This window comes from Neiella litorisoli (assembly GCF_014773395.1).
Classification (GTDB): Bacteria; Pseudomonadota; Gammaproteobacteria; order Enterobacterales; family Neiellaceae; genus Neiella; species Neiella litorisoli.
In genome coordinates this window covers 91,427-111,374 of record NZ_JACXAF010000017.1, presented here as the reverse complement: position 1 = coordinate 111,374, position 19,948 = coordinate 91,427, and the positions used below count along the sequence as shown (strand labels likewise).

The following is a 19,948-nucleotide window of genomic DNA, read 5'->3' as shown; positions in this document are numbered from 1 at the left end:
TTGCCGCAATATGATAAGGAAAAACACCGAATCCTTATGATCATCACATTCTTGTCATTTTGTTATCCGCGTTCATCCTGCGGACTAGTCCCATTCTGGGTCTGGCTGTTGCTGGTAATCCAAGTAATCGAAGTCGGCATGAAGCTGCTGGCCGGTAATATCACAGGCAAATAAACCAACAAAGCTGCCAGTAAATCGGAAGATATCTGGGCCACCTTCGTCTGACATTGGCGTGCTGTTTAATGGCGGGCCGATCAACTGCCATTTCTCGCCGTCGAGGGAGTAACTGAACTGATACCACTGCTTGGCCAGCTCGACCTTCAGATACACCCGCCCAGAACTGGCTATTTCCACTGCTGGTAATTCGTCATACTGATCGTGCTGATACTGGACAATCTGCAGTATGTGATTGCCGGCATCGTTAAGTGTTTGCTTGAGGAAATAGTGACCTGTTCGCGAGTAATACACCACTAACCCGGCCATTTGCATGTAGCTTTGCGGGGCAAATTCCATGGCGGTTTCTGCACTGGCGTAAAAACTTTGCCATCGCCGAGCGACGAGGCTTTGCTGATAGCGGGAATAGAGGTAATGACGGCCCCGCAGCCGCAAAAATCCGGGGCGCTCAGTCAGGCTGGCCCAGCTTTCTGTCAGTGGCTCGCGCAGAGTCTGAAAGCAGTGAGCCAGTTGGCTATGGTCAAAGTCATCGCGGCTTGGCTCTGCAGGCCATGGATGAGGCGGCAGATTTGGCGCAGGCACTTCCACAAACGGGGTGTTGCCGCCACTTTCTAAATAAGGCCACCCCTGATGCCAGCAGACTTTTTGTAAACATGACTCACGGCCAAGAATGCTGCGACCATTCCCCCATTTGGGCGCAAACGGGTAGCCTTCGGGATCGCTGATCTGGCGTCCGGCCAAATGAGTCATGTACCACTCGCCATTTTGGGTGGCAAAGAAGAAGCCGTGACCGGCACGTTGCAGCTTCGCGTGCTCTTTGAATCGCGAGGTCAGCATCGGGTTGTGCGGGTGCAATTGGTAGGGGCCGTCAATATGCTTCGACCGACAGACGGTGACCGCATGATGATCACCGGTGCCACCTTCGGCAGTGACTAGATAGTAAAAGCCGTCTTTTTTCAGCAGTTGCGGCCCTTCAGTACATCCCAATTCGGTGCCTTTGAAGATGGTTTTCAACGGTCCGATCAACTTGCCTGCTTGCGGATCAAATTGCTGCAAGACGATGCCAGCAAAGTAGTTGGTGTTTTTACGGCCATCCCACAGCATGTTGACCATGTATTTTTTGCCATCGTCATCATGAAACATGGATGGATCAAAACCATAGCTACCAATTGCGACCGGCTCACTCCACGGCCCCTCAATGTTATTAGCCGTCACCACATAACACGGTGTGGCCATCCAACTGCCGCCGCGGCAGCTATGGGTATTGCTAAAACACAGCCAGAATTTGCCATCAGCATAGGACAGCGTTGGGGCATAGACGCCCTCGGAGTTATCCATACCAATCATATTGAGATGATTAAGGGTATTGAGCGGATGGCTGAGTAAGCGCCAGTTCACCAAGTCTTTTGAGTGGTGAATTTGAATACCGGGAAACCACTCAAAGGTTGAAGTCGCAATGTAATAGTCGTCACCCACACGGCAAACCGAAGGATCTGGGTTAAAGCCGCGAATAACAGGGTTTTTAATCAAACTCATGATAACTCCTTATCGTTATGGCTATAAGGCTATTGCTTTGGTGGTTTTGTGAATGTATGAAAGTGACATGTTTATATAAATAAATTGTCATTTGAGTATTTGAATGTGAGCAATGTCAGTTTTGAGAACATTCATTTGCCCGCTGTTGCTCACTTTGGTTTGCGGCATTATCAGCTGCGCCCAGACCAATGCTTCCGGGTTGCCGACCACTTTCATTTAATGCATGAATTGATGTGGTTTCGTGAGACCACTGCGACGGTCGCTATTCAAGGGCGGCAATTTCAATTGCGCGCCAATAGCCTGCTATTTGTGCCTTCGCTAATGGTTCACCGAATGGACACCCAAGCGGTCCGTCAGGATTTTTTTCTGTTGCAGTATCAAGCGGCTTTGTACGCCGATTTGAATCTCTTGCCGCAGCATCAACCGATGCAATTACCATTGGTAATGACCTTATCTAAGCCCGACGCCGAGCGGATGGATCAACTGACGAGCTGGCTGGCCGAGGTCGAGGATGGGCCGCAACAATTGCCGCTAAAACAAAGCTTGATGCGGACGCTACTGTTGTTTGTGGCGCAACTGCAGCATCAACACAATGAGGCCAATGCTACCTTGAGTGCCGATCCGCCAACGCTGTCTAAACACAATAAAGTGCTGCCATTATTACAGCGCCTCGAGTCGGATTTGAAATTGCAGGTGAGTCTCGATGACGCGGCCTCATACTGTGGCATGTCCCGCTCTCACTTCTCGAGAACATTCAAAGCCTTGCTGGGGCAGAACTTCAAAGACTACCTGTTAAAGCGCAAGATCAGCGCAGCGGTCGGGTTGTTGGTAAATTCGGAGCTGACCATTGCCGAAATCGCCTATCAATGCGAGTTCACCGATAGCGCTTATTTTTGTGCCAAGTTCAAACAGCAGATGGGCCAAACGCCACGGCAATTTCGCCATGGCGTGTGGCAAGCGAACGAGTTCTCGGTCGCTGATTGATGGTTTTATTTCGGCTCTGATAGCTGCTCTGGCTCATCAGCCGAGGTGTGGGTGTGGTAAATGTGCACATCCCGTTGTGGGAACGGAATATTGATGCCCTCCTCATCAAATTTGAGTTTGATTTGGCGGGTTAGATCCCAGTACACATCCCAGTAATTTTCTGTTCTTACCCAAGGACGAACCCAGAAATCAACGGATGACTCACCTAAGTTGGCAAGCTTAATCACCGGCTCTGGGTGCTTCAGCACATGCTCATGGGCTTTTACCACGCTGGTGATCACTTGTTCTGCTTTGGCGATGTCATCTTTGTAGCCAATACCGAATACTAAGTCGACGCGCCGCACACGCTCGGCGGTGACATTGGTGATGACGTCTTCCCAGATTTTGTTGTTCGGCACAATAATGCGTTGGTTATCAATAGTTTTAATGGTTGCGTTGACTAGGCTGAGCTTTTCAACCGTGCCGGTGACGCCGCCAGCTTTGACCATGTCGTTAACGTCGAATGGGCGATAAATGAGGATCATCAAGCCCGAGGCGAAGTTGGATAGGGTGCCTTGCAAGGCAAAGCCAATGACGATACCGGCCATACCAAAGCCGGCTAGTAGCGGCCCCACTTCAATGCCGGCTTGGCCCAGCGCAACCAGAATACCGAACAGCATAATGATTTTATGAACAATAGATGCGAAAAAGTCTTTCAGCAGCGCAGATAGATTGAGCTTGGAATTGCTGGTGGCTTTGAGTACCAGCTTGCGTGCTGTTTTTGCAGCAAAAGAGAAAGCCGCCAGAATGGCAACTATCAGTAGCAGCTTAAATAATAAGTCGGGGCCATATTCAAGCACCCCTGCCCAAAGCTTTGAAGACCAGCGAGACAGTAATCGCGACACCACATTTATGTTGAAAATGTCTTCCGTTACGGAGCCGGTGCTGGCTATTAGCACTTCTTTGTATTTACTGGTGTTGGCGCCAAGTTGATCGAGTAATTTAACGGTCAATTCCAGTGAACTGTTGTTGCTGTCGATCTTCTGTTTGTATGCGCGAATGGCGGTGTCGAGGCGTTCTTGCTCTGATTCCAGCGCTTCGGATTTTTCCGCAGTTAACTCGGCTAGTTGTTGCTCTGAGTAGACCAGCAGCAAACTGATATCATCGGCCCGCTCGATTAGTCCTTTGGTAAACAACGTGCGATCGCTGCTGGTGGGCAACCCAACTTGATCCTGCCAAGTAATGTTTTGCATGGAAAAACTGAGCATGGCATCTAAGCGTTGTTGGAGCTGAGCCATTTGTAGCTCCCAGTCTAACAACTTATTGCTGTCGTCAGTGGTGCGGCTGGCTCGCTCGTCACTGATGTGGCGGTCCAGCTCAATCAGCGCATCAACCGACGCGGTGGCTTGCTCTTCCAAAATATCTTTGATGGTGTCGAGCTGCTCTGGAGATAAGGCCGCCAGCGCGTCTTCGTCGTTGAGCAATTCGTTCATTTGTAACGCTTGCTCATCGACAATTTGTTTCACCCGAAGCCGATTTAATAAACGCTGTTCCCCAGAGACTTTAGCGGGGTGTTTGATGTAGCGGGTTAAGCGTTCATGGTTGCTTTCCAGTTGACTGATCTGGGCGGCGAGTTCGCTGTTTGCGTTTGCTGAGGGAATGAAAACTAGTGTAATGAAGATGAGGCAAAGCCATTGGTGGCAATAACGAAGCATAAGGCATCCTTGTGGCGAGTCGTTTTGTCTGGCTCAAGTATCGAAGAAAAATCACCAAAAGACGATATTTAACGCTCCATTTTATGTAGCGCATTTGTTAACTTCGACAACTCGCTCCGGCGGTTGTAGAGTAGACCATTGAACCCAGTGATTGCAAGTAAAGCAAACATGCGTGGATTTACCCTGATTGAATTAGTCGTTGTGATCGTTATTTTGGGGATTCTTGCAGTGGTTGCGGCGCCGCGCTTTGTTGATTTGAAATCAGATGCCATTGAAGCTGACTTGCAAGGAATGAAAGCAGCGCTTCAGGCAGGCAGTGATTTGGTGCACATGAAAGCGCAGATCGAGGGCAAAATCGAGGGTGCCGATACACTGGATATTGGCAACGGTGTGATCATCAATATTCACTCTGGTTATGCTACAGGCCACTGGAATAACTCCGTTAAGTACCTGATTAACCTTGATGCAACGACCTGGACGCCGAATAACACAGATTGTCCTGATGAATGGTGTGGGCGAGGCAATCAGCGAAATGTGCCGACCGATGATCCGATTACCGTCACAGGCCGAGCCGCCAAGGTTTGGTTGGGAGGCTATCAATGGGGCGACTTATGTGGTGTTCATTACGTCAATAATGAAGACGGCACAGCGCCCATCATCGGTATTTCTAGCTCTGAGTGTTAGGGTCTGTTGATCGTTACTGTATATTTTTGCAGCACTTTATGGGCGATTTAGGCAAGAAAGCGATTGCGAGGTTGACTGGCCGTCAATAAGCCATCGCTGACGCCGAATAAATTGACCATAAAGGCTGCCCGAAGGGTTCGTCAAAACACTTATTTCGCTGCGTCGCTCACTATTTGTATAGATCGCTATACGGCATAGCTCGCTCCTTGCTCAAAAGAGCATTTTGAACGAACAAAATTTATACAGTAACGATCAACAGACCCTAGCGTCGGGTTCGTCCTGCTTTAAGTTCAGCTTGTTTGCGAGTGGTTCAATGGCGCCGCCCTGGACGAAAATCGAGATCACGACAATGAAAAACACCATGTGAACCATGACATCAGCACCCTCTAGCCCCGCCGCCGCTGGGATTAAGGCAAACACGATTGGGGTTGCACCTTTCAATCCAATTGATGAAATAAACAGCCGCTTGCGCCAACTGGCTTGCCGAAATGGTAGATAACACAGCTGAACCGCCAGTGGTCTGGCGACTAAGATCAGCAAAATGGCCGGCAATAGCGATTGCAGTAACACCTGCAGTAATTCCTGCGGAAAGATTTGCAAACCCAGCACGATAAACAGCAGCGCTTGGGCAACCCAAGATAAACTGTTGAGAAAGTGGCGACTGACTTCCATTCCGCGTTCAACCCCGTTACCAATGACCACGCCAGCAACGTATGACGCCAACAAGATATTGCCGCCGAGTTGCTCACTGCCGTAGGTCGCCAAAATGGCGCAAGCCAGAATGAATACTGGGATCAAGCCGTATTCCTGCAACTTAATGCTATTGAGCAGCCAACTGCATAATTTTCCGACGATGAAAGCAACAACCAAGGCCACGCAAATCTGGGTGACCAAATCCATGCCAATAACAGAAGGCGACAGCATGGTGCCCGGAGCAAGTGCTAACTCGGTCAGCAACACCACCAGAATCAAAGCCACAGGGTCATTGGTTGCCGATTCAAATTCGAGAATGGTGTCAGTTTTTTCTTTGAGTTTGAGCTTTTTCGATTCGAGGATGGAGAACACCGCAGCGGCATCGGTTGATGACACGACGGCGCCAAACAGCAGGCACTGCACCGGCGGCCAGCCCAATAGCAGATAGATAATGATGGCAAATGCCACGGTTGAGAACACCACGCCAAACGAGGACAGAACGCCGCCTTCTCGGTAAGCCACCTTGATGTTGTCGGTTGAGGTATTGAGACCGCCAACAAATACAATAATGTTGAGCGCGATAGCGCCAACCATCGACGTCAGTTGCAAGTTATCGTAAACAAAACCAAATTCGCCGTTGCCGATGACCAAGCCCACCGCCATAAAAATCAGTAATGACGGCAGCCCCAAATTGCGAGATGGGTGGTGCAATAAAATGCCTATGGCAATGAGTAAAGCAAAGCCAAGAAGGGCTATTTCAAAGCTCATATTGTTCCCTCTTGTTATTCATGCTCTGTTTATGGCGCAAAAATCAGAATTAAGTACATTAAAAACAAAGCAATATGTACTGCCCCCTGCAAAATGCTGGTTTTGGTGCCACCAAAAGTCAACGCCGCAGAGAACAGGGTTAACATGATGAGGATGATCCCCGTTGGCCCTAGCCCCAATGTCACCGGTTGGCCGACAAATAGCGAGATGGTTAACACGGCAGGCACCGTTAAACCGATGGTGGCCAGCACTGAACCCAAGCAGATGTTAATGCTGCGCTGCAATTGATTATTGCGAGCGGCTTTGAGCGCAGCCAACCCTTCGGGGGTTAATACAATCGCTGCAATGAGAATACCGCTCAGCGCGACCGGTAGTTGCAATTCGACGATGCCAAAATCCATCACAGTGCCAAGCTTTTTCGACAGTAGCACGATCGGCGTGATTGTCACCAATAGCATCAGGGTGTGATAGAGGACGCCATGGTTATCCAAATGGCGACGAGATGTTTCGCCGGCTTGCTCATGTAGTTGAGCGGCAATGGGCTGAACAAAATAGTGCTTCTGTTGCATGGTTTGCATGGCCAGAAAGACACCAAATAGAGCAATTGTCATGGCCCCAAAGACGAGCTGTTGACCGCTGGTGTAGCTTGGGTCGGCGGTCGATGTAGTAAACGATGGCAGCACTAGGGCAATGACTACTAATGGTGTGATCACGGTGAGAAAGGCTCGGGTGCCTTCGAGCTGATATTCCTGCTCTGAGTGCTTTAATCCGCCGAGCAATAATGACGCGCCGACCAAGCCATTCATCACAATCATGACCACTGCCATCATGGTATCTCTTGCGAGTAGCGGATTGGCCTTGCCGGTGAGCATCACCGCCGAGATCAATGACACTTCAATCGCGGTCACCGTAAGGGTTAACACCAAGGTGCCATAAGGTTCCCCGAGCTTGACGGCAAGCGCATCGGCATGCCGTACCACTTTGAAAGCGCACCACAACATGGTGACCAGTAACCAAGTAAATAAGCCGATGGCAACGGCATGATCCGACAGCGGCACTAGCCAAGATTGGCCAAGGGTATAAAACAACACCATGGTGATGATGCCGAAGACCAGCGCTGCGTCTTGTTTCAACTGCTTTATCATCCTGACTTCTCAAGTATTTGGTTACCAAGGAAATGGTAGGCGATATCTCGGTGATGGCCGCTACCACCAATATAGTTCAATTAAGGAGTGATGTAGCCGTCAGTGATTGGCAGCATTTCGTTTGAGATTACTGGCATAGATGCGCTAAATTGTCGATCGCATGATAGATTTTGAAGATTTATGCGTGTTTATGGCTGGAAGGGCTAGGGCACTTTCCAAGCATGGCAACCGTTTAAATATGGCGTTAATTGGGATGTGGCTTTGTGTGCCACCAATGAAAGGAAAGAAGACTTATGAAATTGTTTAAACATTTGGTCGTTGCTCTGGCAGCTGGCGCAATGAGTTTCACGGTATCGGCAGCTGAATTGGTAAAGCAGGTGCCAGCGCTCACGCTCGATGGCGCCAAGTTTGCTGCTCAAGCCGCCGTTGCTAAAGCCAAATCAGAAAACTGGAATGTTGTGATTGTGGTGGCTGATGCTGCTGGCCGGCCAATGTACTTGGAGCATATGGACGGCGCCCAACCATCAAGCCTAGAAACGGCATTGAGCAAAGCCAAAACCTCGGTAATGTATAAGCGCCCGAGCCGTGTGTTTGCCGAGCGAGTTGGTGGCGGCGAAGTTGCCCTCATGTCGCTAACGGATATGTTGCCATTCGCCGGTGGAGTGCCGATTAAGCTAGATGGTCATGTGATTGGTGCCGTCGGTGTAAGTGGCGTGAAAGGCCTGCAAGATGAGGAAATCGCCCAAGCTGGCGTCGATGCGCTGCTGAAATCGGTGAAAAAATAGCATTTCACCCAGAACAATCGGGTAGCTTCGCGTCGAGGTTGCCCGAACTGTAATCGCCCACGCTGCACTCTGTGTTACTCATTGATAACCCCAAAAAAGCTCCCGTCAATTGGGCTTATCTCCGATCCCTGAAAGTATTCATTATCCCGATTTAGCTATCGTCCTATATTGTGCCGGTGATACTCCTTGGACTTTTTTAAAGATACGACTGAAATAGTAGGGGTCGCTATAGCCCAACTGCTCGGCTATCTCTCGAACGCTCAGGTTAGTTTGATAAAGCTGGTCGCATGCTTTGCGAACCTTCATTTGAATAAAATATGCTGAGGGGGATTGATTCGTGCGCTGGCGAAACAGTTTGCTGTAGTGGGCAACGCTTTGTCCTGCCTGTGCTGCTAAATCAGCCAGTGGTATCGACATATCTAGGTGCTTCTGCATAAAACGGATGCTTGAACTAATCCCATCCTCTTTGAGTTTATGCTTTAAGTTAATCGCACTGTGCTCAAGTTTTATGCGACTTAGCAGTCGCATAAACTCGGCACTCATCGCAAACAAACCTGACTCAGAATGGTTGTAGTTCAGACAGGCGTAGACATCTTCGAACGCTTGACGCATTGCTTGAGGGTTGGCGATGTAAAGCAATGGCTTCAATAAATCGATTTCTAAATTCTTTAGCAGGGCTGAGACTTGCTTGCCATCAAAATGAATCCAAAAAAGTGACCATGGATCGTCCTTATCTGCCCGGTAGATGTGGCTTACATTCGGCGGGATGATTACTGCACACCCTGGATTCACTTTAAAAGTAATATTATCCAGCTGTAGCCAGCCAATTCCTTTCATGCAGTAGATCAAAATGGCTTGTGTTGCGCCTTCTTGTCGCTCGACATAATGGTTTGGGGCAGATGGGTAGGCACCAATATGTGTGACATAGATCTGCTTAATAAGTTCTGATTTTTTACAGCGTTCAATGGCGTTGGGCGGGAGAATAACTAACCGTTGATGAGGAAATCCCTCTTCCACTCTGGGCTGCAAACTTGGGCGCTTTTTTGTCATGTTTGAAGAATAAATAAAATAATAAAATAGTCCATCTATTTGCAGTGGATTTGTCATTCTTTTTTGCGTTGATGCAGTGTTAAATGCCAGTTATCAAATCGAAGCATAACGAAATTAGTGATGCCCTCATGACCACAGTTGCCGAGCGTTCGCGAGCAGGAGAACGACCTGCTACCAACCCAAGCTATAACCTGAAGTTCGTCTGGCTGATTTGCTTAGTGGCAGCGATGGGTGGACTGTTATTTGGTTATGACTGGGTCGTGATTGGCGGTGCAAAGCCCTTTTATGAAGCGTACTTTGGTCTCAGTGGCGAAGGGCAGGAATGGCTAGCAGGCTGGGCAATCAGTTCCGCTTTAGTTGGATGTTTAGGTGGTGCTCTGCTATCTGGCATGATCACAGACAAATTAGGCCGTAAAAAGATCCTTATCGGAGCGGCTCTCATGTTCACCGCATCCGCTATATGGACGGCCCTGACCGAAGATTTTAATGCGTTTATCTTGGCCCGTGTTTTGGGCGGAGTAGGTATCGGTCTGGCGTCAAACGTGTCGCCAATGTATATCGCCGAGATATCCCCTGCACATTTGCGTGGTCGTTTTGTCTCAATCAACCAGTTAACTATCGTCGTAGGCGTGTTGGCGGCTCAGCTCGTTAATCTCGCTATTTATAGCTCTCATCCGATTGAAACCGAGATTGCCACTGAAGTGATTGCTGATTCTTGGAATGGACAGCTGGGATGGCGTTGGATGTTTGCTGCTGAAGCCATACCAGCCTTGCTATTTTTTGTTTTGGCGCTGGTGATCCCAGAATCTCCGCGTTGGTTGTTAAAACAGCACAAGGCTAAACAAGCGCATGCCGTATTAGAAAAAATTGGCGGTAAGCAATATGCCGACTTCGAAGTGCAAGATATCCAGCAAACTTTAGCGCTTCAAGCCCAGCGAGATGATAACAAACTGATCGACATTGAAACGCTACGTAATCCCAAGGTACTAAAAATACTTGGTCTCGGAATGTTTATTGCCGCGTTTCAGCAATGGTGTGGCATCAATGTCATTTTTAACTACGCACAGGAGATTTTCTCCGCTGCTGGTTACGATGTGAGCGGTATGATGTTTAACATCGTGATCACTGGCGTGGTCAATCTGGTTTTCACTTTTGTCGCGATTAAAACGGTTGATCGTTGGGGCCGCAGGCCTCTAATGCTGTTTGGCTCAGCCGGTTTAATGATCACCTATGCGATTTTAGGGGCTTGTTACTACTTCGAGGTCAAAGGACTTGTGGTGTTACTCGTGGTCTTGGTTGCGATTGCTTGTTATGCCATGACCTTAGCTCCCATTACTTGGGTACTGCTATCTGAAATTTTCCCGAACCGCATTCGCGGTGCAGCTATGAGCATTTGTGTCTCTGTCCTGTGGATTGCCTGTTTTGCTCTGACTGTCACTTTTAAACCTATCAATGCAGCGCTTGGTGCGGCCAGCACCTTTTGGTTATACGGCTTTATTTGTCTGGTTGGTTTTTGGGTGATTAAAGTCATGGTTCCCGAAACCAAAGGGAAATCACTCGAAGATATTGAACGCGAGCTGGTTGATTAACCAGCCTTAAATCCTTTGCTGCGCTGAGGCATTTCAAACGAAAAACTATTTATTGCGCGTGCTTTAGAGGCCCTCGCTCAGCGGGACGGCTTAGCACCGATATTGGAAGGCGAGTTATGAATTTAGTTAAAGCCATTAGGCAGGCACTTACATTGCCAACTTACCAGCTAGGTGAGCCAGAAAAGAACCCACTGTTTTTTGAAAAACGTGTCTATCAAGGCTCAAGTGGCAAGGTTTACCCCGTTCCTTTTATTGACAAGGTGTTTGATCAGCCTGAGCCCCAAAATTACGACTCAGTAACACTCGAAAACGACTATGTCCGTTTGGTTTTGCTTCCTGAAATTGGCGGCCGAATCTTACTTGGCCAGGATAAGTCGAATAACGACTACGACTTTTTCTATCGACAAGATGAAATTAAACCAGCGCTAGTAGGGCTAGCTGGTCCTTGGATCTCAGGAGGCGTGGAGTTCAACTGGCCGCAGCACCACCGGCCCGGAACTTACATGCCGACTGATGTGCATGTGGAGCAAGAGCAAGGTGGCGCTCAAACTGTCTGGCTGTCCGAGCACGATCCACTCAATCGTTTAAAAGGAATGCATGGTATTCGTATGCAACCTGGCAGCGCATTAGTTGAACTGAAAGGGCGCCTGTATAACCGAACTCCATATACTCAAACGTTCTTGTGGTGGGCCAATGTTGCCGCTGAAGTCCATGATAACTATCAGAGCTTTTTTCCTGTCGATGTTCACTATGTTGCCGATCATGCCGTTCGAGCCCTAAGTAGTTTTCCCATTGCCAATAATGACTACTACGGTGTTGATTATGCTAATCGCGGCGCGGCCAATGATCTGAGCCTCTATCGAAACATCCCTGTGCCAACCAGTTATATGGTGTGTGATACCCAGTTTGATTTCTTTGGTGGCTATGACTTTGATGCCGAGGGAGGCTTTATTCATGTCGCTAACAAGCATGTTGCTCCGGGCAAAAAGCAGTGGACTTGGGGCAATGGAGAATTCGGCTGGGCTTGGGATCGTGAGCTAACGGACCGTGTCGGGCCCACTGGCCGTCCAGCCCCTTATGTCGAGTTAATGGCTGGGGTTTATACCGACAACCAACCCGACTTTAGCTATCTGCAGCCCTATGAAACCAAAACATTTTCTCAATATTGGTGGCCCTATAAAAAGATTGGTCCAGTACAAAACGCGAATAAGGATGCCGCCGTTCGTCTGGTTAAAAATGATGATGGCAGTATTGATTTAGGAGCTGTGGTTTCACGTGATTTTGCCGAAGCGCGCATTGTGTTAACCGAGGCAGGAAAAATCATCATTGATGAAACGGTCGAGCTAACCCCTGAAAAGCCTTGGCACAAACCCGCGACATTGGTTGTTTACGATGACTTTTACGCTCTAGAGTTAGCGGTGCAAGGCTTGATTTCATATCGTCCAGTTAATGTTGATGAGTTAGAACGCAACCGCGATGCGGCCACCGAGCCTCCGTTGCCGAAGGACATTGAAACATTGGATGAGTTGTTCTTAACGGCTGAGCATTTGGAGCAGTATCGCCACCCAACCCGTTATCCAGAATTGTATTGGGATGAAATGCTCAGGCGTGATCCATTGGATTCGCGTGCCAATATTGCTTACGGCCGTAAACAGTTGAATCGAGGCTTGTTAGCTCAGGCATCAGAGCATTTTACTAAGGCTATTGAGCGTTTGACACTTCGTCATCCCAACCCATGCACTGGAGAAGCTCACTATTATTTGGGGTTGGTGCGTCGCTTCCAAGGCAGACTGGCATGCGCGTACCAAGCATTTTATAAAGTAACCTGGAACTATGAGTGGCGCGCTGCAGCGTATCATGAGCTCGCCATGCTCGATTGTCGAAAAGGCGACTATCAGCAGGCTCTGGAACACCTTGAAGCATCACTGGATACCAATCGTCAGAATAATAAAGCTCTGGTATTAAAAGCATTAGTGCTTGGGGAGCTTGGCCAGGATAGTAGTCCGCTACTGACGGAGTTGCTGGCAACGGACCCTCTGGATCACTGGGCTCGTTACGTTGCGGGTGACGTTGTGGGGTTGTTAGAGAAGTCCCGCAATGATGCGCAAACTATTCTCGATTTGGTGTATGACTTTGTCGATGCAGGTTTTGTGAGCAAGGCTATCGCGCTGCTAGAGCTTCATCATCAACATGAAGTTGCTGATATTGCAGTACCGAACCCGTTGCAAAAATCTCAGCTCACCCACTATGCCTACGCATGGCTGACCAATGATTTAGCTTACTTGGAAGTAGCTCGGGGCTTAAGTCCTGATTATCTATTCCCGTCACGCCTGTATGACCAAATCATGCTGGAGTGGGCTCTGGCGCAAGAGGGCGACGATCCTAATGCCGCCTATGGCTTAGGCAACTATTACTACGACAAGAAGCGTCATCAGGAAGCTATTGCCGTTTGGCAGAAATGCCCCAATACAGCAACCGTTTGGCGCAATCTTGGGATTGCCTATTGGAACGTAAACAACGATGCAGCCGCTGCCCGTCAGGCATATGAAAAAGCACTGGCCCTTGAGCCAACCAATGCCCGAATTTTTTCTGAATATGATCAGTTGCGAGAAAAATTAGGTGATGCCCCTAGTGCGAGGTTGGCAACACTATTGGAGCATATTGAACTGGTTTCAGCTCGTGATGACTGCTCTGTGGCGCTGGCGACGCTATATAACGAAACAGAGCAGCCGCAAAAGGCGTTGGATTGGTTGTTGGGGCGGCGCTTCCACCCGTGGGAAGGCGGCGAAGGTAAGGTCTTAAAACAGTATACGAGGGCTCACCTGCTGCTAGGACAAGCTGCGTTGAAAGAGGGCGATGCCGCTAAGGCTTTAGCGCACTTCACCTCAGCCATGACGACTCAAGAAAATTTAGGCGAAGCGTACCACCTGCTGCAAGCCAAAGCGGATGTGAATTACTGGAAAGGTAAAGCGCTGCGTGCATTGGGTGAGGAAAATAAAGCTGTAGCGAGCTTCACTGAGAGCGCTAATGAAGCCGGGGATTTCTTGGCCATGGCGGTTTCGGAGCACTCGGAATTGTCTTATTTTCGTGGCTTATCCCTACTAGAATTGGGTGAAGTAGAAGCCGCAACTCAACTCTTCAATGAGCTTAAAAGCTACGCCGAGGAACAACTAAAAGAGCCTGCAAAAATTGATTATTTCGCCACTTCGTTACCGTTATTGTTGGTATTTGAAGATGATCTGGATAAAACCAAACAGCAGCAAATGGAAGTTCTCATTGCTCTGGCAGAGCAAGGCTTAAGTCATGTTAACTCACTGACTAATTATCAAAATATTAATGAGTTAAGTAATGCGCAGAAAGTGTTGTCGGAGTAAAACCGCCGGCTTTGCTGAAAGATAAATTTTGGGGGCAGCCCACCTATGCAAACAGGGGGCACTAAAAGAGCTGAAAATGACGAAAGCTGGGGCGATTGTTAACTTTGGCTTCGTGGAGATACTGAAATGATTAACAAAATCAGAATGTTGAAGGTTTCTGCCTTGCTGGTGATACCTTTTATGATGCAACTAGCTGGTTGTGTGGAAGAGGCGCAGCGCCTAGATCGCGTCGACAGCGTCAATCTAGCCGGAACTTGGCAGATACGATTAGATCCAGAAAATGTTGGTATTGAGCAAAATTGGCAAAATCAAGAGTTTCAGGACGAGCTGCAACTACCAGGAGCTTTGCAAGAGCATGGCTATGGCAATATCCCTGGCCCGAATACCAAATGGTACGGTAACGCTGAGTGGGCAGGTAAAGGTGGTTTGAATGGCTGGGGGCCTGAATGGCTTAAGAAGTATAAAGACCAAGGTGTGTTTAAAATGCACCATTTTTTACAGCCGGATCGCCACTATATTGGGCCCGCTTGGTACAGCCGTACCTTTGAGGTGCCTGATACTTGGCAAGGAAAGCCGGTTTCTGCTTCATTTGAACGCGTTCATTGGGTTTCTCAGCTTTGGCTGGACGGTAAAGAGATCGGCCAGCAGACCAGCCTAGCCGCGCCTCACCGATACGAACTTGGTGTGCTGACTCCGGGGAAGCATCGAATCACACTGCGTGTCGACAATGATGAGTATGTTCATATGGGTTACAACGCGCATTCCGTATCTGAACAGACTGCAGGTACATGGAATGGCATTGTTGGTGACATCAAGCTGCAGGCCCGCCCCGAGGTTTGGATTGAGCGATTCACGGTTTCCCCCAAGCCCGTTAATGGCATGGTCAAAGTAAGTGTAAAGCTTGGCAAAACCGAAGCGGCAAAAGGTCGCTACACACTGACTTTGGATGCGATAGGCTCTAGCGACGGCAATAATCATGATCCGGAACCAGTGACCCTGGACGGTATGGTCGCAGAGATTGACGGCGAGTTCTTGCGTATCGATTACCCCATGTCGGAAAAAGCCCTGTTGTGGGATGAGTATGAGCAGAACCTTTACAAAATGGATGCGAAGCTAGCAACGACCACGGTCACTGACGTTCGTCAGTTAACCTTTGGTTTGCGCGACATGACCGTTGATGGCAGGCATTTTCGTGTTAATGGCTTTAAAACTTACATCCGCAGCGTCGATGATTGTGCCGTGATGCCTGCCACAGGCTACGCCCCGATGGATGTTGAGTCCTGGCGTAAGGTTTGGAAAACCTACAAAGAATTTGGTCTGAACCTTGCTCGTTTCCACTCATGGGCGCCACCTGAAGCGGCCTTCGTTGCTGCAAACGAAGTGGGAATCTATCTGAAACCAGAAGTGGGTGAATGGGGGCCTGTCAAAACACAAGATCAGTTCGATTTTATGCGCGCCGAAGCGAAGAGAATTTTAGATACCTTTGGCCACCATCCGAGCTTTGTACAAATGGGCCTCGGCAATGAGTACGATGGCGATCATGAGTTTTTCACCGAGATCATCGAAGAGTGGAAAGCGTACGATGACTCTAAACTTTATACGGTGAAGGCCAACTCATGGAGCCCAGACAATGCTGACTTTCAGGTGCAGCGAGGGATCTGGCCTGAACGTTCAGTGAAACTTCGTCACCAATTCGGGTGGCCGCCAAAGCCTAATCGCACCGAGTTCAACTTAAGCCCGCCAAATACTGCAATCGACTGGCGTGAGGCGAGCTCTACTTTTAAGGTCCCGTTGATTTCCCATGAAATTGGCCAAATTTGTACCTATCCAAATATTGATGCTGAGATCGACAAGTACACAGGCTACCTGAAGCCCAACTACCTTGAGATCGCTCGTGATCAGCTCAAAGAACGAGGCATGTATGAGCTGCTGCCTGAAATCGTTGAGTCATCGGGCAAGTGGCAGATAGAGCTTATTCGAGAAACCTTTGAAGCCAACTACCGTACGCCGGATATGGCGGGATTTTCCTGGTTGTCATTGGCTGATTTTACTGGCCAAAGTAGCGCGCCAGTTGGGCTAGTGGATCCTTTCTACGATCGACATAGTTACGTTGATACGGAATATGTGCGACGTTGGAATGCGCCCACCGTGCTGCTGGCCCGTATGCCAAAGCGCGTACTCACTCAAAGTGAAACCTTTAAGGCCGGTCTTGAGATCACTCACTTTGGCAAGAACAAACTGCAACTGAATGATCTGGTTGCCACACTCCGCACCGAAAGTGGGGAAGTGCTTAAAACATGGACTTTGCCTCAAAAGAGCTTTGAGCAGGATAGTGCGCAAGCCATTGCATCGATCGATTTACCGCTGAGCACCATTGCTGCTCCGGCCAAGCTGAATTTGCAGGTTGTGTCAGCAGCCAATGAACTGAGCAACGATTGGAATATTTGGGTCTACCCGGATGCTCAAGCGTTGAGCTTCCCAAGCCATATCCATGTGGCTAAGGATTGGAATAGCGACACGCAACAACGCCTCGAAGCGGGAGAGACCGTACTCTTGTTGCCTAGAATTGGTGATATGAAAGGCAACTTACCGACACTGTTTACAAACCACTTCTGGACCGCGCTTGGGGAGAAAGGCGGTCAATCATCTGCATCGGGGATGCTGCTCGATCCCAAGCATCCGCTATTTGCAAAATTCCCCACTGATGCCCACGTGAATTGGAATTGGTGGGATATTTTAAACAACGCGCAACCAATGATCTTAGATTCATACGACTCGGTTCATGCTTGGCCTAAAGCCTACCGCGCGCTGCTCCAGCCTATCGACTCTTGGAAGATTAATCGCAAATTGGCCCTTATCGCAGAAGCAAAAGTCGGCAAGGGTAAGTTGTTGATTAGCAGTATCGATTTGGAGAGCGACTTGGCCAACCGGCCAGCAACACGACAACTTCGTAATAGCTTGATCGCTTATTTGAGTTCTGATGATTTCAACCCTGAGTGGCAGATTAATCCGGAGGTCATTAAAGAAGTATTCGAGAAAGAGACTGGACCAGAGAACAACATCGACTTTAGCGCCAATGCACTGCCGATCGATAACTAAAGTCAACCTTGTTGGGTTCATCGAGCTTACAAATAGAAATCATTGGAAAGGTCATCCATGCCAAACGTTGTCGCAATAAAATTTAAAAAACTGTGCCTCTGTCTAGTGACGGTTAGCACACTCGCTGGTTGCAGTAATTCTCAGGTGTTAGAAAAAACTGCTGCGACTGAACCATCGAAACATAAAAACGTCCTGTTTGTCCTAGTCGATGATTTAGGTGTAAAAGACTTATCGGTTGAAGGCTCCGACTTTTATGAAACGCCTAATATCGACGCTTTAGCCAATAGGGGAGTGCGATTTACACAAGGTTATGCTGCCTCCCAGGTTTGTAGTCCGTCTCGCGCCTCGATTCTGACGGGTAAATATGTAACGAACCACGGCATGACGACGTGGGTAGGCGACAAGTTTGGCCCAGACTGGAGGAGTCGAAAACGCTTTGATAGTCACGATCCTGCGCCCTATAAGCACATTATCGATCAGGATGAAGTCACTATTGCTGAGCAGTTTAAAGCCAACGGTTACGATACCTTTTTTGCCGGCAAGTGGCATCTTGGTGGCAAGGGCTCTAGCCCAGAAGACCATGGCTTTAATACCAATATCGGCGGCTGGGATACAGGAACGCCAGTAGGAGGATACTTTTCGCCTTACCAGAACCCCAAGCTCAAAGATGGGCCCAAAGGCGAGTCTTTAACCTTGCGCCTTGCGAACGAAACTGCTGCGTATATTGACAAACAGAAAGGCGGTAAACCTTTCTTTGCCTTGTTGTCCTTTCACGCAGTGCATGCGCCGATTCAGTCTTCAAAGCCGCTATGGCAAAAATACCGTGACAAAGCTGAGGCACAACAACTTGCAAGCTCAATACCGCGCTTCAAATTTGACCGTCGTGGCGTCACTCGGCAAATCCAAGATAATCCTATTTTTGGTGGCTTAGTTGAATCGATGGATAACGCTGTTGGAGTGGTACTCGATAAACTCAAAGAGACCGGCTTAGATAAAAATACCATCGTTGTTTTCACCTCCGACAATGGGGGCCTATCATCTGGAGATGGCTATGGCACCAGCAGCCTGCCTTACCGAGGTGGTAAAGGGACACAGTTTGAAGGTGGCATTCGAGTGCCTTATTACATCTATGCGCCAGGCATGAGTGCCAATGGCTCTGATGTTGCAACTCCCGTTTCTGGTGTCGATCTCTACCCAACTCTTATCGATTTAGCCGGGATCGCTCCGAGCGCTGAGCATAAGCTAGATGGCATTAGCTTGAAGCCACTGTTAGTCGGAGGGCAGACTGCTGAGCGCCCCTTGTTCTGGCACTTTCCACACTATGCGAATCATGGCGGCGAACCTTCCTCAATGATTCGGTTCGGTGATTGGAAGCTTATCTACTACCATGAGGATCATCGTGTTGAACTCTATAATGTCGTTCAAGATATTGGCGAGACAACAAACCTTGCCAAACAGCAAAAAGAGATTACTGAACAACTGAAAATTAAGCTCGAAGAGTGGTTGTTAGCAACGAATGCCAAATACCCAACTGCAAATCCAGATTATGATCCGGCTAAACGCAAAGCGAGACTCGATCGTGTCAAAGACAGCATACCGAGATTAGAAAAACGTCACGATGGCTATCTGGAAAAAGCGTACAGCCCAGACAATCAATGGTGGGGTAGCGAAGGGTAAGAGCTGCTGCTTTTTCCTCAAGACGGGCCGTTGGCTTGACAAGTCAAACTAGGATGCGCTGCCAACGAGCCCGTCTTTGCCTCAATGGAGCCACCACAACGACGTCATTTCTGCCCATTCGAACTGCCTAAACTGATTCAATTTTGTCAGTAAGCAATATGGTGCTCATATGAGGCCCAGAATCCATCTAAGAACGCTCGGATAAACCTAGTCACTCCAAGTCCGCTTGGGAGCGAATCGTGCCCTAGGCGCTTTTGTCGAACCACGCGCGGTGCTTCTCATCCAGCTACAAACCACACATACAAAAAAGCCCCGACCAAATGGTCAGGGCTTGTTTGTAATGGTGCCCAGAGGCGGAATCGAACCACCGACACGGGGATTTTCAATCCCCTGCTCTACCGACTGAGCTATCTGGGCGAATAAATGGTGCCGACTGCCGGAGTCGAACTGGCGACCTACTGATTACAAGTCAGTTGCTCTACCAACTGAGCTAAGTCGGCACACTAAAACTGGTTTGCTTTAGCAAGCTTTATTCGCTTGTCTTCACGGAAGCGCGTTTCATCTGAAATGCTGTTCCGCTGCAACGGGGCGCTATTAAACTGATTTTGCCGGACTAAGTCAACAGCTTTTTTTACAGTTTTTTTTAAAGGCTCAAAGTTTGCCCGTTTTTACCGTTTTTTGGCTGATTAATGGGCT

General features: G+C 48.7%; 12 protein-coding genes and 2 tRNA genes. 7 read left to right on the top strand and 7 right to left on the bottom strand.

Annotation, left to right across the window (positions count from 1 at the left end):
* Nucleotides 1–84: 84 nt before the first annotated feature.
* Nucleotides 85–1,710, bottom strand: coding sequence for a glycoside hydrolase family 43 protein (locus IC617_RS13355; protein WP_191145489.1), 1,626 nt, complete (start codon nucleotides 1,708–1,710; stop codon nucleotides 85–87).
* A gap of 105 nt (nucleotides 1,711–1,815) precedes the next feature.
* Here IC617_RS13355 and IC617_RS19100 point away from each other — a divergent pair, with 105 nt between their 5' ends.
* Complete coding sequence (locus IC617_RS19100) at nucleotides 1,816–2,694, top strand: helix-turn-helix transcriptional regulator (RefSeq protein ID WP_191145488.1); 879 nt, start codon at nucleotides 1,816–1,818, stop codon at nucleotides 2,692–2,694.
* Nucleotides 2,695–2,699: 5 nt separating this feature from the next.
* Here the strand turns inward: IC617_RS19100 and IC617_RS13345 are convergent, their stop codons facing one another.
* Complete coding sequence (locus tag IC617_RS13345; protein ID WP_191145487.1) at nucleotides 2,700–4,388, bottom strand: mechanosensitive ion channel family protein; 1,689 nt, start codon at nucleotides 4,386–4,388, stop codon at nucleotides 2,700–2,702.
* Nucleotides 4,389–4,556: 168 nt separating this feature from the next.
* Here IC617_RS13345 and IC617_RS18995 point away from each other — a divergent pair, with 168 nt between their 5' ends.
* The gene (locus IC617_RS18995) at nucleotides 4,557–5,072 is read left to right on the top strand and encodes a type II secretion system protein (protein WP_191145486.1); all 516 of its coding nucleotides are present in this window, start codon (nucleotides 4,557–4,559) and stop codon (nucleotides 5,070–5,072) included.
* A gap of 252 nt (nucleotides 5,073–5,324) precedes the next feature.
* On the opposite strand, the gene IC617_RS13335 is transcribed toward IC617_RS18995, so the two are convergent.
* Nucleotides 5,325–6,533, bottom strand: coding sequence for a potassium/proton antiporter (locus IC617_RS13335; RefSeq protein WP_191145485.1), 1,209 nt, complete (start codon nucleotides 6,531–6,533; stop codon nucleotides 5,325–5,327).
* A 29-nt stretch (nucleotides 6,534–6,562) separates the two neighbouring features.
* The gene (locus IC617_RS13330) at nucleotides 6,563–7,678 is read right to left on the bottom strand and encodes a calcium:cation antiporter (protein WP_191145484.1); all 1,116 of its coding nucleotides are present in this window, start codon (nucleotides 7,676–7,678) and stop codon (nucleotides 6,563–6,565) included.
* A 293-nt stretch (nucleotides 7,679–7,971) separates the two neighbouring features.
* On the opposite strand from IC617_RS13330, the gene IC617_RS13325 reads away from it, so the two are divergent.
* A complete protein-coding gene (locus IC617_RS13325; protein WP_191145483.1) occupies nucleotides 7,972–8,463 on the top strand; it encodes a GlcG/HbpS family heme-binding protein in 492 nt (163 codons plus the stop codon).
* Nucleotides 8,464–8,604: 141 nt separating this feature from the next.
* Here the strand turns inward: IC617_RS13325 and IC617_RS13320 are convergent, their stop codons facing one another.
* Nucleotides 8,605–9,570 (bottom strand): AraC family transcriptional regulator, encoded by a 966-nt coding sequence (locus IC617_RS13320; RefSeq protein ID WP_191145482.1) that lies wholly within the window; start codon nucleotides 9,568–9,570, stop codon nucleotides 8,605–8,607.
* A 26-nt stretch (nucleotides 9,571–9,596) separates the two neighbouring features.
* Here IC617_RS13320 and IC617_RS13315 point away from each other — a divergent pair, with 26 nt between their 5' ends.
* The 4 genes from IC617_RS13315 (at nucleotide 9,597) to IC617_RS13300 (ending at nucleotide 19,252) form a co-directional block, all read left to right on the top strand.
* The gene (locus IC617_RS13315; protein ID WP_191145481.1) at nucleotides 9,597–11,102 is read left to right on the top strand and encodes a sugar porter family MFS transporter; all 1,506 of its coding nucleotides are present in this window, start codon (nucleotides 9,597–9,599) and stop codon (nucleotides 11,100–11,102) included.
* A 116-nt stretch (nucleotides 11,103–11,218) separates the two neighbouring features.
* A complete protein-coding gene (locus IC617_RS13310) occupies nucleotides 11,219–14,476 on the top strand; it encodes a DUF5107 domain-containing protein (protein WP_191145480.1) in 3,258 nt (1,085 codons plus the stop codon).
* Nucleotides 14,477–14,602: 126 nt separating this feature from the next.
* Nucleotides 14,603–17,575 (top strand): DUF8487 domain-containing protein, encoded by a 2,973-nt coding sequence (locus tag IC617_RS13305; protein WP_191145479.1) that lies wholly within the window; start codon nucleotides 14,603–14,605, stop codon nucleotides 17,573–17,575.
* Nucleotides 17,576–17,719: 144 nt separating this feature from the next.
* On the top strand, nucleotides 17,720–19,252 hold the full coding sequence (locus IC617_RS13300; protein ID WP_369410403.1) for a sulfatase: 1,533 nt from the start codon (nucleotides 17,720–17,722) through the stop codon (nucleotides 19,250–19,252).
* 341 nt (nucleotides 19,253–19,593) lie between these two features.
* On the opposite strand, the gene IC617_RS13295 is transcribed toward IC617_RS13300, so the two are convergent.
* Both IC617_RS13295 and IC617_RS13290 read right to left on the bottom strand, forming a co-directional pair.
* A tRNA-Phe gene (locus tag IC617_RS13295) sits at nucleotides 19,594–19,669 on the bottom strand.
* 7 nt (nucleotides 19,670–19,676) lie between these two features.
* Nucleotides 19,677–19,752, bottom strand: a tRNA-Thr gene (locus IC617_RS13290).
* Nucleotides 19,753–19,948: the final 196 nt, after the last annotated feature.